Source organism: Caballeronia sp. KNU42, assembly GCF_053760385.1.
Window position 1 is genome coordinate 1,036,782 of sequence record NZ_CM132388.1, and the last position, 13,835, is coordinate 1,050,616.

Annotated in this window: 8 protein-coding genes; all 8 read left to right on the plus strand. The window is 64.0% G+C overall.

Annotation, left to right across the window (positions count from 1 at the left end; translation table 11 throughout):
- Window positions 1–4 precede the first annotated feature (4 nt).
- Window positions 5–151, plus strand: a complete 147-nt coding sequence (locus ACSOSP_RS04595) for a hypothetical protein (protein WP_455309787.1) — start codon at window positions 5–7, stop codon at window positions 149–151.
- A gap of 419 nt (window positions 152–570) precedes the next feature.
- Window positions 571–1,026 carry a cellulose biosynthesis protein BcsD gene (bcsD, locus tag ACSOSP_RS04600; RefSeq protein ID WP_455309788.1) on the plus strand — a complete coding sequence of 152 codons (456 nt, stop codon included), beginning with the start codon at window positions 571–573 and terminating at the stop codon, window positions 1,024–1,026.
- Between the two features lie 254 nt (window positions 1,027–1,280).
- Window positions 1,281–2,198 carry a cellulose biosynthesis protein BcsP gene (gene bcsP, locus ACSOSP_RS04605; protein WP_455309789.1) on the plus strand — a complete coding sequence of 306 codons (918 nt, stop codon included), beginning with the start codon at window positions 1,281–1,283 and terminating at the stop codon, window positions 2,196–2,198.
- On the plus strand, window positions 2,195–2,983 hold the full coding sequence (bcsQ, locus tag ACSOSP_RS04610; RefSeq protein WP_455309790.1) for a cellulose biosynthesis protein BcsQ: 789 nt from the start codon (window positions 2,195–2,197) through the stop codon (window positions 2,981–2,983). Before bcsP ends, bcsQ begins: the two co-directional genes overlap by 4 nt.
- Window positions 2,980–5,202: a UDP-forming cellulose synthase catalytic subunit gene (gene bcsA, locus ACSOSP_RS04615; RefSeq protein WP_455309791.1), complete on the plus strand. Its 2,223-nt coding sequence runs from the start codon at window positions 2,980–2,982 to the stop codon at window positions 5,200–5,202. The genes bcsQ and bcsA overlap by 4 nt, the downstream gene beginning before the upstream one ends.
- A 1-nt stretch (window position 5,203) precedes the next feature.
- Window positions 5,204–7,828, plus strand: a complete 2,625-nt coding sequence (gene bcsB / locus ACSOSP_RS04620; protein ID WP_455309792.1) for a cellulose biosynthesis cyclic di-GMP-binding regulatory protein BcsB — start codon at window positions 5,204–5,206, stop codon at window positions 7,826–7,828.
- 1 nt (window position 7,829) lies between these two features.
- Entirely contained in the window at window positions 7,830–9,032 is a 1,203-nt protein-coding gene (bcsZ, locus tag ACSOSP_RS04625; protein WP_455309793.1) for a cellulose synthase complex periplasmic endoglucanase BcsZ, read from the plus strand.
- Window positions 9,026–13,804 (plus strand): cellulose synthase subunit BcsC-related outer membrane protein, encoded by a 4,779-nt coding sequence (locus tag ACSOSP_RS04630; protein ID WP_455309794.1) that lies wholly within the window; start codon window positions 9,026–9,028, stop codon window positions 13,802–13,804. The genes bcsZ and ACSOSP_RS04630 overlap by 7 nt, the downstream gene beginning before the upstream one ends.
- Window positions 13,805–13,835: the final 31 nt, after the last annotated feature.

Genomic DNA, 13,835 nt, shown 5'->3' on the forward strand with positions numbered 1-13,835 from the left:
CGCCGTGAAGATCGGATTGCTGACAAGCGTGAGGATTACCCGGGAACGCGACCAGCATTATTCCGCCACGCTCAAAACGTTTTTGGCGGATATCGGCAAGCTCGGGTCCTGGCATCTGCGCATTGACCGGCAAGTCAAACGCAGCGAATGAGCGCGTCCAGCAGTCGCGGCTGCTCGCAGGAAACTCATTGGCAAGCCGAGGACCCGCCGGCAACACCTTATGAAATATCAACGCGCAGTTCGACTCACACAAACTTCGTGACACAAGGGCAAGCAGCAAGATTAAACTGACGAATGAATTGCGTGATTAAACGTTTGCGCTAATCGTCCGGGTACTACATAACCTGGACATAACGATTTTTTTGCCCTCTGTTTGCGGCTTTAACCACAGAACTATTTGCTAATGTGCGTTATGTGGCAAAAACAAATCGCCTTCAAGTAGACTCCGGCTTAAAAGGTGAGTCGCATCACTATTACCGTCTATCGAAGGACGGCACAGTGTAAATACTACTGATTAAGCCGTATCGTTTTTTTGCGCTCATTTAGCTGGAAGCTTTCCTCTCTAACCCTATGGCCATGACCCTCGACTACCTGCTTGACCGGCAAATCTCTTCGCAATGGCGTGGCGTGCTGGTCGCCCTGGCGGAAGAATTCGATACCCAGATCGGCCGCGACGAGTTACGTCAGTTGATGCAACGGGTAGGACGGCGTTTTGCCGCCGCCCATCCATTGCCGCCCTGCGCCACCACGCCCGAACTCGGCGCCGCGTTGAACGCGATCTGGAATGACGTCGACTGGGGCTTTGTCGAGGTCGGCGACGAGCCGGATTATCTGCGCATCGTTCATTGCTGTCCGCCGCTGCTCGCGTTCGGCGCGAATGCACTTCCGTGGAGCCCGGCGTTTCTCGAAGGCGCGTATCAGGAGTGGTTAAGCGCACTCGGCGCACAAGGCTTGTCGGTGGTGCAAGCGGGCGAGTTTGACGAAAGCGCTACAGTCGAATTCAGGTTGGGCCGTTATAGCAATTGAGGCCGGCTGAGGGCGCGTCTGATCTCGCTTGGCGGAGCTTGCCCTGAGTTGGACCGAGATTGGACCGGGGTTGGACCGGGAAGTCCCCCTCGGCTTTACGAACGCAGTACGGGTCTTACACCGGATCAGGCAGTCAACCGTGTAGACAAGCAGGCATTGCCCGCAGCAGCGCTCAACAGCGCGCGCGACGATCACTGGCCAGTGATCGTCGAGGCAGGGCTCAAGGTACAACCGAGAGTACAAGGACGCAGCACATGAACCCATCGCGCGATATTGAAAAGCTGTTCGACAAATTTGGCGGCGATGCCGGCAACTACCAGGAAATCGGCCGCGAAAACGAAGCGATCCATGCCCGTACGCGCTGGCCGTTGCTCGCGACCCTCGACCTCTCGCAGCCATCGATTCCGAGCATCATGCCTCGCCGCGAAGCTCATTTGCCGCACACGCATGATCGCTCCGGCGAACATTGCGCCGTGCCGGACAGCCTGACGCAGCCGGAGGGCGCAGCGCCGATCAACCGCGGCAAACCACCGCTCTTCGCACGCGCTCATCGCAAGACGGTTCCGCCGGTCGCCAATGTCACCTTGCCGGCAGCGCCGGTCGGCGCAGAGCGTTTCTCTGCCCTCGTCGAAGCGGTCGAAGGAACGTCGAACGCCGGGGAAACCGAGGCCGTACCGGCAGTCGATACGCAGCCGCAACAGCCGGCACGTCTGCCACAACCGCTGTTCCGGCCATTCCACACGCAGCAAGAGCAACACCTCCCGCAGCAGGCTCAACAGCAGCATCCGCAACCGCGCACGCAACCGCTCGCCACGCCCGCGAGCGCGCCCGGCAAACCCACGGGTTTCGCCGCCGCGCTGCAGCGTTCGAACACTGCGACGAGATCCCCGTCGTTGCCACGCGTGCAGGCAGTTCAAGCACCCCAAGCACCGGCGCCCGCGCCTGAAGCAAAAAGCCCATCGATCCTCGGCAAGCTGTTCCGTGCTCAGCCGCACGTTCAGCCTGCGCATCAGCCGAGCGCACCGCCGGATTCGCTGGAGTCGATGTTCCAGCGTCTGCGCGGACCTGCTGGTTCAGCGCCGGCAACCACGCCGGCACCCGTCAACTCGCCGCTGAACGCACCGGTCACGGGCGCAGGTTCGTGGCTCGCCAAACGCCACTCATCGTCATGAAAGTCATCACCGTTGTCTCTGCCAAGGGCGGGGTCGGTAAAACCACGCTCGCGGCGAACCTGGCCTCGGTGCTCGCCGCTCGCGGGCGGCGCGTGATCGCGCTCGATCTCGATCCACAGAACGCGCTGCGCCTGCATTTCGGCATTCCGCTCGACAGCATCGACGGACTGTCGCGCGCCACCCTCGCCGGTGACGGGTGGCAAACCGTGATGTTCGACGGTGTCGACGGCGTCACGGTGCTGCCCTACGGCGCGGTGGTGGAAGACGATCGCCGCCGCTTCGAATCGCACATCGACCGCGACCCGCAGTGGCTCGCGCAATCGCTGCAAAGGCTGGGACTCGATGCCGGGGATATCGTGATAGTCGATACCCCGCCGGGTTCGTCGGTCTATACGCGCACGGCGCTGTGCGCATCGAATTTCGCGTTGAATGTCGTGCTGGCCGACGCCGCTTCGTACGCCGCCATTCCGCAGATGGAACGCATGATCGAGGCCTACGCCATGCCGCGGGCGGATTTCGTCGGCACGGGTTACGTGGTGAACCAGGTCGACCAGTCGCGGCAATTGACGAAGGACGTGCTCAAGGTGCTGCGCAACCTGCTCGGCGACAAGCTGTTCCCGGGCGTCATCCACCTTGACGAAGGTGTGAGCGAGTCGCTTGCCTGCGACACCACGCTGATCCATTACGACCCATTGAGCCAGGCCGCCGCCGATCTGCGCACGTGCGGCGAATGGCTCACCAATGCGGTCGATTCCAGGCAGCTCTCGCCGAGGAGCGTCGCATGAGCAAGCCACGCGCCGCAGCAGCCGTACGCCCCGTATCCGAAGCCGATGAAGTCGCGTCCCGGCTGGAACGTTTTGTGGATTCGAAGATCTGGAGCAACCGGATCTTTACGACGATCCTCACGCTGTTCGCCCTCTCGACAATGTACTTCGTCTGGACGGTGCCGCTCGAATTCGCGCAGCAACTGGGGTTCGCGTGCTGCTGTTTCGCCTTGGCGCTGGCGTTCCGGCGCCTGCGCGGCCAGTACGCGACGCTCGTGATGATCATGCTGTCCGTCGCGGTCACCGGCCGCTACATGTACTGGCGGCTGACCGAGACAACTTACTGGGAACGTCCGCTCGACGCCGCCTGGGGTTTGCTGCTGGTCTCAGCCGAGGTGTACTCGGCGATCGTGCTGATGCTCGGTTATTTCCAGACCGCGTGGCCGCTGCAGAGAAAGCCGCTGCCGCTGCCGGCAAACCGCGATGAATGGCCGACCGTCGATGTCTTCATCCCGACTTACAACGAGCCGCTCGGCGTGGTGAAGCCGACTATCTACGCGGCGCTTGCGATCGACTATCCGGCGGACAAGATCTCGATTCATGTTCTCGATGACGGCCGCCGTCCCGAGTTCAAGGCGTTCTGCGAAGAGGTCGGCGTCACCTGGACGATCCGCACGCACAACCGGCATGCGAAGGCCGGCAATATCAATGAAGCGCTGAAGATCACGAAGGGCGAATACCTCGCGATTTTCGATTGCGATCACATTCCCACGCGCTCGTTCCTGCAGATCGGCCTGGGCTGGTTCCTGCGCGACAAGAAGCTGTCGATGCTGCAAACGCCGCACCACTTCTTCTCGCCCGATCCGTTCGAACGCAATCTCGGCACGTTCCGCAAGGTGCCCAACGAAGGCGAGTTGTTCTACGGCCTCGTGCAGGACGGCAACGACCTCTGGAACGCGACCTTCTTCTGCGGCTCGTGCGCGCTGCTGCGCCGCACGATGGTGGAAGAGATTGGCGGCATCGCGGTCGAGACGGTGACGGAAGACGCGCATACGGCGCTCAAGCTGCATCGGCTTGGATACACCACCGCGTATCTTGCGATCCCGCAGGCGGCAGGTCTCGCGACCGAAAGTTTGTCCGGCCACATCGGCCAGCGGATTCGCTGGGCGCGCGGCATGACGCAGATTTTCCGGATCGATAACCCGCTCACGGGCAAGGGCCTGAAGATCGGTCAGCGGCTCTGTTACCTGAACGGGATGATGCACTTCTTCTACGGCATCCCGCGCCTCGTGTTCCTTACCGCGCCGCTGTCGTACCTGTTCTTCGGCGCGCACGTGATCCACGCGGCGGCCGGCACGATCGCCATCTTCGCGTTGCCGCACATGATGCACGCGAGCATCACGAACTCGCGCATGCAGCGCGCGTTCCGGCATTCGTTCTGGGCCGAAGTGTATGAGTCCGTGCTGGCGTCGTACATCACCGCGCCTACCCTGCTCGCGCTGATCAACCCGAAGCTCGGCAAGTTCAACGTGACGGCGAAGGGCGGCCAGATCTCGAAGGATTATTTCGACTACGCGATCTCGCGCCCCTATCTGTTCCTGCTGGTGCTGAACCTGCTCGGGTTCATCGCGGGAATCGTGAACATCTACCTGCACTGGGACGTCAGCAGCGAAGTGAACACGGTCTTGCTGAACCTCGCGTGGACCACCTACAACATGCTGATCCTCGGCGCGAGCGTCGCGGCTGCAAGCGAGCGCCGGCAAGTGCGCACGACGCATCGGGTAGAAATGAAGATGCCCGTGATGCTCAAGTTCTCGACCGGCCGCACCCTCGCCTGCGAAACCATGGACTACTCGGAAGGCGGCGTGGGCGTGAAGCTGCCGGGCAACCTGGAAGTGCCGCTGCACGAGAAAGTCACCGTCTCGCTGTTTCGCGGCGATGAGGAATATGCGTTTCCCGCGACCGTCGGATTTACCGCTGCCGGACGCGTTGGATTGCGCTTTTCCGCGCTCACGCGCGAGCAGGAATTCGAGTTCGTCAAGACCACCTTCGCCCGCGCCGACGCCTGGACGAACTGGTCTGAAGGACGCACGCCGGACGCGCCGTTGCGCGGCTTGCGGCACGTGCTGGTGGTGGGCATGGGCGGTATCGGCGCGTTGTTCGAGCATCTTTTCACCGACGCGAAGAACTGGCTGACAACCCGTTCCCCCGACGTTAAAAAACTGAAGACCAAAGACTGACATGGGTAAGGGAATTTCGATGCTGCGCCCGGGCAATAGACAAGGCGAACCGGACACGACGGCTTTTACTCCGTTCAGCTCCCGCCCCATTCCCCGCGCCCTGATGCGCAGCCTCGCTTGCTGGCTTGCGTTGCAAACGGCGCTGGCCGTGCCGTTGGCATCGCTGGCGAGCGCCGCGGCGGCTGGTAACTCGGCTGGTAACTCGGCTAATACCTCAACCAATACCTCGACTAACGCCTCGACCAGCGCGCCGGCGTCCGGGAGCTTTGCCGGAGTCGCTACCGGCGTGGGCGCCGTGCCGCCCCCCGGCCCCGCCACGCCGTTCAACCGCGCGACTATCGAGCAACCGCAGCTCGCGGTGCCGGTGCCGGCGTTCGCACAGGCGGCCTCGGGAGCGTTGGGAGGGTCGGCGGTGCCATCGGTGCGCACGCTTGCGTCAAAGACGCCCACCACGGCCGAGCCCGGCACGCTGGTGCCTGGCGGGCGCCGCCAAACGCTGACGTTTTCCGACCTCGGCGCGCTCGATCCGCTGCAACTGCGTGGCACGGATGGCCAGAACGGCGTGCCGTTCTCGGTGCGCAGCGACGAAGTCGTGACCGGCGCGGTGCTGCACCTGATCTACAGCTATTCCCCTTCGCTGCTGCCGTCGATCTCGCAACTCAAGGTGCTGGCGAACGGCGAAGTCGCCGCCACGCTGCCCGTGCCGCGCGAGCAGGCCGGCATCCTGGTGGCGCGCGATGTCTCCATCGACCCGCGCTTCATCACCGAATTCAATCACCTCAACGTCCAGTTGATCGGCCACTACACGCAGCAATGCGAGGATCCGTCGAACTCCACGTTGTGGGCGACCGTCAGCAACGCAAGCTCGCTCGACCTCACGTATGCATCGCTTGAAAGCAAGCCTGACCTGGCCGCGTTGCCTGTGCCCTTCTTCGATCGCCGCGACGTTCGCCGCCTCGAGCTGCCGTTCGTGTTCGCGCAGAAACCGAACTCGGCCACGCTCGAAGCAGCGGGCGCGGTAGCGTCGTGGTTCGGATCGCTCGCCGGGTATCGTGGCGCCGTGTTTCCGGCGCAGATCGACAACGTGCCCCTGTCCGGCAATGCCGTGGTGTTCGCCACCAGCGACCAGCACCCGGCCGGCCTGAAGATCCCCGATATCAACGGCCCGACCATCACGGTGCTGGATCGCGCAAATGATCCGAATTCACCCTCGCGCGGCCGCTTGCTGCTCGTGATGGGCCGCAACGACACCGAATTGAAGACTGCCGCGAAGGCGCTCGGCATCGGCCAGAACACGTTGTCCGGTACGAGTGCCACGATCACGCAACTCAACGACTTCGCGCCGCGCAAGCCGTATGACGCGCCGAACTGGCTGCCGACCGACCGGCCCGTGCGTTTCGGCGAACTGGCGGAAGCGCGCGACCTGTCGGTGTCGGGTTATAACGCCGACGCCGTGCGCGTGAACATGCGCGTGCCGCCCGACCTTTTCATGTGGCAAACGAAGGGCGTGCCGATCGATCTGGGTTATCGCTACACGGTGCGCCCCGCGCTCGACCGGTCTACGCTCAACATCAACGTGAACGATGGTTTCGTGCAGTCGCTGCGGATTCCGGCGGTCGCAACATCGACCTTCGATCTCGGCCGCTATTTCAACCAGGTGATGCCCGACAAGACGGCCGCCGCGCGTCATGAGATCTTCCTGCCGCCGCTGCTGCTCACGCCGCGCTCGCAGTTGCGCCTGCACTTCTACTACGACTACCCGAAGACCGGTGAATGCCAGGGCCGCGTGCTGGATAACGTGGTGGGCTCCATCGATCCGAATTCGACCATCGATCTCTCGGGCTTCCCGCACTACATGGCGCTGCCCGACCTCGCGGCATTCGCCAATGGCGGCTTCCCGTTCACGCGCATGGCCGACCTGTCCGAGACAGCGGTCATCATGCCTAACGAGCCCAACTCCGCCGACTTCAGCCTGTACCTGCTGGAGATGGGACGCATGGGGGCATCGACGGGTTATCCGGTGACCGGCGTGACCGTCGCCCAGGCCGATCAGGTCGACAATCTCAAAGATAAAGACCTGCTGATCCTCGGCTCCCCCGGTCGCCAGCCGCTGCTGCAAACCTGGGCGAAGCAGATGCCGTTCTCCGGTGACGGCGATTCGCGCAGCTTCCAACTCTCCGACGTGGCGTTCAAGGTGGTCGACTGGTGGCACGGCCCGCACGGCGTGGAGCGCCTGCCGGCGCGCGCCGACCTGTCGCTTGTCAGCTCCAGCGGCGACGCGCTCATCACCGGCTTCGAGTCGCCCCTGAAAAGCAATCGCAGCGCGGTGGCGCTGATCAGCGCGGCCGGCCAGTCCGATGCGGACCTGTCCGCCGCCTTGCTCGACAACGACATCCTGCCCGAGATCCAGGGCGCGATGGCGGTGATCCATGGACGCGACGTGACGGTGACATCGAATGGCGAGGCGTATTACGTCGGCCGGCTGTCGCCGCTGGAATACATGCGCTGGGCGTTGTCGTCGCATCCGCTCTTGCTGGTGCTTGGCAGTTTGCTTGCCGCCATTATCATCGCGGCACTGTTCTACCGGTCGCTGCGCGCCATTGCCGCGCGCCGTTTGAGGGATTGATATGGAGGCTGGTTTCAGACGTGGATCGAAGACTGCAATTCTGGCGCTGGCGCTGATCGGCATGGGGACCACTCTCAGCGCGCATGCGTCGTCAACGCCCACGCCGCAATGTACCGACTGGAGCGCCTACCGCACGTTCACGGCGCACTTCGTGCAGGCTGATGGCCGCGTGATCGATTACTCCACGCCGACGCAGCAGACAACCTCCGAAGGCCAGTCGTACGCGATGTTCTTCGCACTGGTCGCGAACGACCGCGCGACCTTCGACCGGCTGCTCGCCTGGACCCGCATCAACCTCGCGGCGAACCAGTTCGAGCCGGGTAATGTGCAACTGCCTTCATGGCAATGGGGCAGGAAACCGGATGGTTCGTTCGGCGTGCTCGATCCCAATTCCGCCTCCGATTCCGACCTGTGGATCGCCTACGACCTGCTGCAAGCGGGACGTCTGTGGAACGAGAAGACTTACACGCAACTGGGCATGGCGCTCGCCACTCAGATCGTGCGCCACGAAGTGACGAACCTCGCGGGCCTCGGGCCCATGCTGCTGCCCGGTCCGCAAGGCTTCAAAACCGGCGATGTGACGCGCCTGAATCCGAGCTATTCGCCCTTGCCGGTGTTGCGCGGCCTCGCTCGCGAGATGCCGGACGGCCCGTGGAACCAGCTTGCCGAGAACAGCTACAAGCTCGTCACCACTACCGCGCCGCGCGGCTTTTCTCCTGACTGGGCGGCGTACAAGTCGGGGCAGTTCGTCGTGGATCCGCAGAGCGCGGACACCGGCAGCTACGACGCCATCCGCGTGTATCTGTGGGCCGGGCTGACATCGAGCGCCGATCCGCTTGGCAAGCCGTGGCTCGCCAAGCTCGGCGGCATGCGCCAGGCCGTCGCGCAAAACGGCTATCCGCCGGAACGCGTGAGCGTGTCGACAGGTGCGACCAGCGGCGAAGGCCCGCTCAGCTACTGGGCCGCGCTCGCACCGTACTTCAAGGCGCTCGGCGATGATCGCGGCCTGGGCCTGGCCCGTGCGCATCTCGCGGCGCTCGACGCACCCGTGGCGAACTCGCCGGCCACAGCGCCTGCAAATCCTAACCGTGAACCGGTTTATTACGACCGGGTGCTGGGCTTGTTCGGCGCCGGATTTATAGAAGGCCGATACCGCTTCGACGAAGCCGGCCGACTCGTGCCGAGCTGGAGAAGCGCATGTTGAAACGGCCCCTGTTCCCCCTCAAGCCGCACGCCGGCGCACGGGTGATTGCGCTGAGCCTCGCGGCGGGCTGCGTCGCCAATGTGCCGCTGACCGTGTTCGCGCAAGCCGCCAGCAGCGCAGCTACTGCGGGCGCCGGGGGCGCCGTTGGCGCTGCCGCCGCCAATTCACCGCTCGCCGTGCTGATCGATCAGGGCCGCTACTGGCAAGCGCATCGCCGCGGCGATCTGGCCGAGCAGGCGTGGCAGAAGGTGCTGCGTATCGACCCGAAGCAGCCCGACGCGCTCTATGGCATGGGCATCATCCTGTCGGACCGCAAGGACGGCAGCGGCGCGCAGCAGTATCTGCAGCGCTTGCGGGAAGCTGCGCCGCAGTATCCGAATATCGATGAACTCGGCCGGCGGCTCGGCGAAACCAGCCCGCGCGACCAGACCGTGAACGACGCCCGGCGGCTCGCGCAAAGCGGGCAGACCGCGTCCGCGGTGCAGGAATACCAGCGGGCGATCGACGGCAAGCCCGCCACGCCCGAACTGACGCTCGAGTACTACCAGGCGCTTGCCGCCACGCCGCAAGGCTGGGATCAGGCGCGTCAGGGCCTGACGCAGCTTGCGCGCCAGAATCCCAGCGACCCGCGCTACGCGCTGGCGCTCGCGCAGCATCTCACCTACCGCGACACAACACGGCGTGACGGCATCGCCCGTTTGCAGCAGTTGAGCACCGACAGCACCGTCGGCGAGGAAGCGAAGAAAAGCTGGCGCCAGGCGCTGCTGTGGCTCGGCGCGCGCGCGTCCGATGCGCCGCTGTATCAAGCGTATTTGCAGGCGTCGCCGGATGATCCTGCGGTCAAGGCGCGTTTCGATTCGATGGTGCAGCAAGACAAGCAGGCCCGCGATCGCGCGCAAGCAGATGCCACTATCGATGCCCGGGGACGCGAGGTCGCCGATGGTTTCGCCTCGCTGGATCGTGGCGATATCGTTGCGGCGCGCGCCCGCTTTTCGGCGGTGCTGGCGAGCAGCCCGGACGACGCCGATGCGCTCGGCGGCATGGGTATCGCCGCATTGAAGCAAGAAAAATTCGACGAAGCGCGCACGTATCTGGAGCGGGCATCGCGTGCCGGCAATCCGGCGCGCTGGAAGGATGCGCTCACGAGCGCGACCTACTGGAGTTATACGAGCGAGGGTATCGGCGCGCGCAGCAATGGCGAGATCGCGAAGGCAAGGTCGATGTTCGAGCGCGCGATCGCGCTGAATCCGTCGGACACCACCGCGCAGACCATGCTCGGTGAAACGCTGCTCAACAGCGGCGACCCGCGCGGCGCTGAACAGGCGTACCGGATGGCGTTGCGCCGCCAGGCCGACAACCCCGACGCCATCCGCGGACTGGTCGGCGCGTTGGCCGCGCAAGGCCGCGGCGACGAGGCGCTCAGCTTCGCGAACCAGTTGAACGCGGAGCAGCAGGCGAAGGCTGGCGGCATCAACAAGCTGCGCGGCGAAGCGCAGGCGGCGCAAGCGCGCGTGGCGGAAGCACGCGGCGACCTGGGCACCGCGCGCAGTCTCTTCGAAGATGCGCTGCTGAACAATCCCGACGATGTCTGGATGCGCCTCGACCTTGCCCGCATCTATGTGCGCCAGGGTGCGGTCGGCAATGCGCGCAGCATGATGGACGGCTTGCTCGCCACGCACCCCGACATGACCGATGCGCTTTATGCAAGCGCGCTGCTCTCGGCCGAGACGCAGGACTGGGCGACGGGGTTATCGCAGCTGGAACGCATTCCGGTCAGCCAGCGCACGACAGCCATGACCGTGCTGCAACATCGCTTATGGGTGCATACGCAGGCAGATCTCGCGAACCGGATGTCGCGTGCCGGACAGACGCAACAAGCCGAAGCCATTCTGCAAGCCGCTACGCCGACTGCCCAGGGCAGCCCGGAACTGATCGGTGTGGTGGCGTCGTCGTACCTGCAGGCGGGCGACACCATGCGTGCGTTATCGCTGGTGCGCGGCGCAATGGCCGCCGCCCCCGACAACACCGGCCTGCTGCTGCAATACGCAGGTATCCTGACGGCCGTTCCCGTGACTGCAGGGCGAACGGATCCGCAGCAGCAAGCCGAACTGAGTTCGGTCATGCGGCGGCTGGCGGCTTCCCAGCTCACGCCGCAGCAACGCATCGACTTCAATAACCTGAACATCGGCATCGTGGTGAAACAGGCCGATACCGTGCGCCAGCGCGGGGAGCTGGCCGCCGCCTACGATGTGATCGCGCCCTGGCTTTCCGCCATGCCCGATAACCCCGATCTGCAAGGCGCGCTGGCCCGTCTGTACACCTCCGCCGGAGACGACCGCAGCGCGCTCGCGAGTTATCGCGCAGCGCTGGCCCGACGTCCCGATGACATCGATTTGCAGGTCGCAGCAATTGGCGCCGCGACCGGCGCGAGAGAATTTTCGTTTGCCGAGGCAACGGCGAATCAGGCGCTGCGCGCAGCGCCTGAGGATCCCCGCGTGCTCGCCGCGACCGGCCGCATGTATCACGCCGAGGGCAAGCTTTCGCTGGCATCGCGTTATTTGCAGCAGGCGTTGATCGCGGCGAATACGCCTGTGGGTCAAACGGCGCGTGTCGCCGGCCAGGGCGCGCAACCTAACGTGCCGCGCGGCTGGGAATCAGCGATGCAGCGCATCGGCTCGATGCCCCTGCCCGGCACCAATCCATTTGAAGGCAAGACCGCCGTCGATACGTCATCAGGCGCAGCGGGTGCGGCGACCGGTCCGTTGAGCGGACTGTTCTCGCGCTCGACCACACCGATGCCCGGACTGCCCAATGGCTCGACCAACGGGTCTGGGTCGTACAACGGGTCGACCAACTATCTCCAGCCTTCTTCACCGACGCAGAACGTGCCGAACTATTTGCCACCGCCTCAACCCGCGCCATATTCGACACCGTATGTTGCACCCTATTCGACGCCGGGCAATGTTGAACGCCCGGTCGCGGCAAGCGGCGGATATGGTCCGGATACGTCCGGTTCGAGCCAGTCTGGCGGGCCGGCTGCGGCGCCGCTGCAGCCTTATCCGGGGCAAGGGCCGGCTCAGGATTCGGGACAGTATCAGGGGCAATACCAGGCTCAGGGACAGGCTCAATATCAGCAGCCGAATCAACAGCAGCCTTATCAACAGCAGCAGCCGTATCCGGCTCAGTACCAGCAAGCTCAGCAGCCGTACGACGCGGCGATGAGTTCGCCGTGGCCCATGTCGCCCGCTGCGCGCGAGGCACAAGCGAACGCTCAGCAGCCGCAACCCCGCACGTATTCGAGCGCGTCGGCAGCGAAGTCGAAACATACGGCAACGCGCAAGCAGGCCACGTCGCGTAATAGCCGCCCAGCCGATGAAACGGACTACAGGCAGCAGCCTTACCCTCAGCAGCAACAGCAGTATGCGCAGCAGGGGTACGGGTATCCGCCGCAGCAACAACAGCAACCGTACGCGAACCAGGGCTACGGGCAGCCCTATATTCCGCAACCGCCCGCGGGTTACGGCTACCCACCCGCGCAAACGGGACAAGCGTACAGCGGCATGGCGGGCAACAATCCGACGACCGTAGCAAACGCGCAAACGCTGGGCGTCGCCGATGAGCTCGCGCAAATCAACCGCGCCCGGTCGAGCACGGTGACGGGCGGCATCATCTTTCGCCAACGCACGGGCGAGGACGGGCTGTCGAACCTGACGGATATCGAAGCGCCGGTGCAGGGGCGTATCGCAGCGGGGAACGGGCATATTGTCGTGACGGCTACGCCGGTCACCTTGGACGCGGGCGATGCACAGACGACCGCCGACACCCTCAAGCGCTTCGGCTCGGGACAGGCCGCGTCGACGCTTGTCAATAATTACGGCAATCAAACGGCGAGCGGCGTGGGCTTGTCCGTGGGATACGAAACGAATAGCATCAAGCTCGATGTCGGCACCACACCGCTCGGTTTTCTCGAAGAAAACGTGGTCGGCGGCGCACAGTACAACGGCAACATAACGGACAAAGTTTCCTACTCGATCGCCGTCGCACGCCGGGCGGTGACTGACAGCTTGCTCTCATACGCAGGCACGCGCGATCAGGGTCAAAGCTTGAAATGGGGCGGTGTCACATCGAACGGCGGACGCCTGGATCTCGGCTGGGACGACGGAACGAGCGGCGTGTACGTGAACTACGCGTTCCAGTACTACAGCGGCACCAATGTCGCGAGCAACACGGCTGACAAAGGCGGCGGCGGTGTCTATACACGCCTGTTCCAGGACGGGAACACCACGCTGACGGCAGGCGTGAACACCACGCTCATGCACTACAACAAGAACCTGTCCTACTTCACCTATGGCCAGGGCGGCTACTTCAGCCCGCAGCAGTACATGATCCTGAACCTGCCGGTGGAGTTCATGGGCCGCAATGGTCCGTTCACCTACGACCTCAAGGGTTCGATCGGCGTGCAGCACTACCGGCAGGATGCTTCGGATTATTTCCCGACCACCGGCAACATCCAGCCGGGAAGTTCCGGGACCACCGGCAGCGTGTACCCCAGCAGCAGCAAGACAGGCATCTCTTATTCGTTCAGCGCAACGGCCGAATATCAACTTGCGCCGCAACTCACAGTTGGCGCGACAGCGTCTCTTGGCAATGCGTATCAGTATCGCGAATATCTGGCCGCCGTGTACGTGCGGTACAGCTTCACGAAACAAGCCGGCCCGCTGTCCTTCCCGCCGACGGCGCTGGCGTCGCCGTATCTGTCGCTAACGAACTGATGGGGTAATCGGTCAGTCGTGAAAAAAGTGG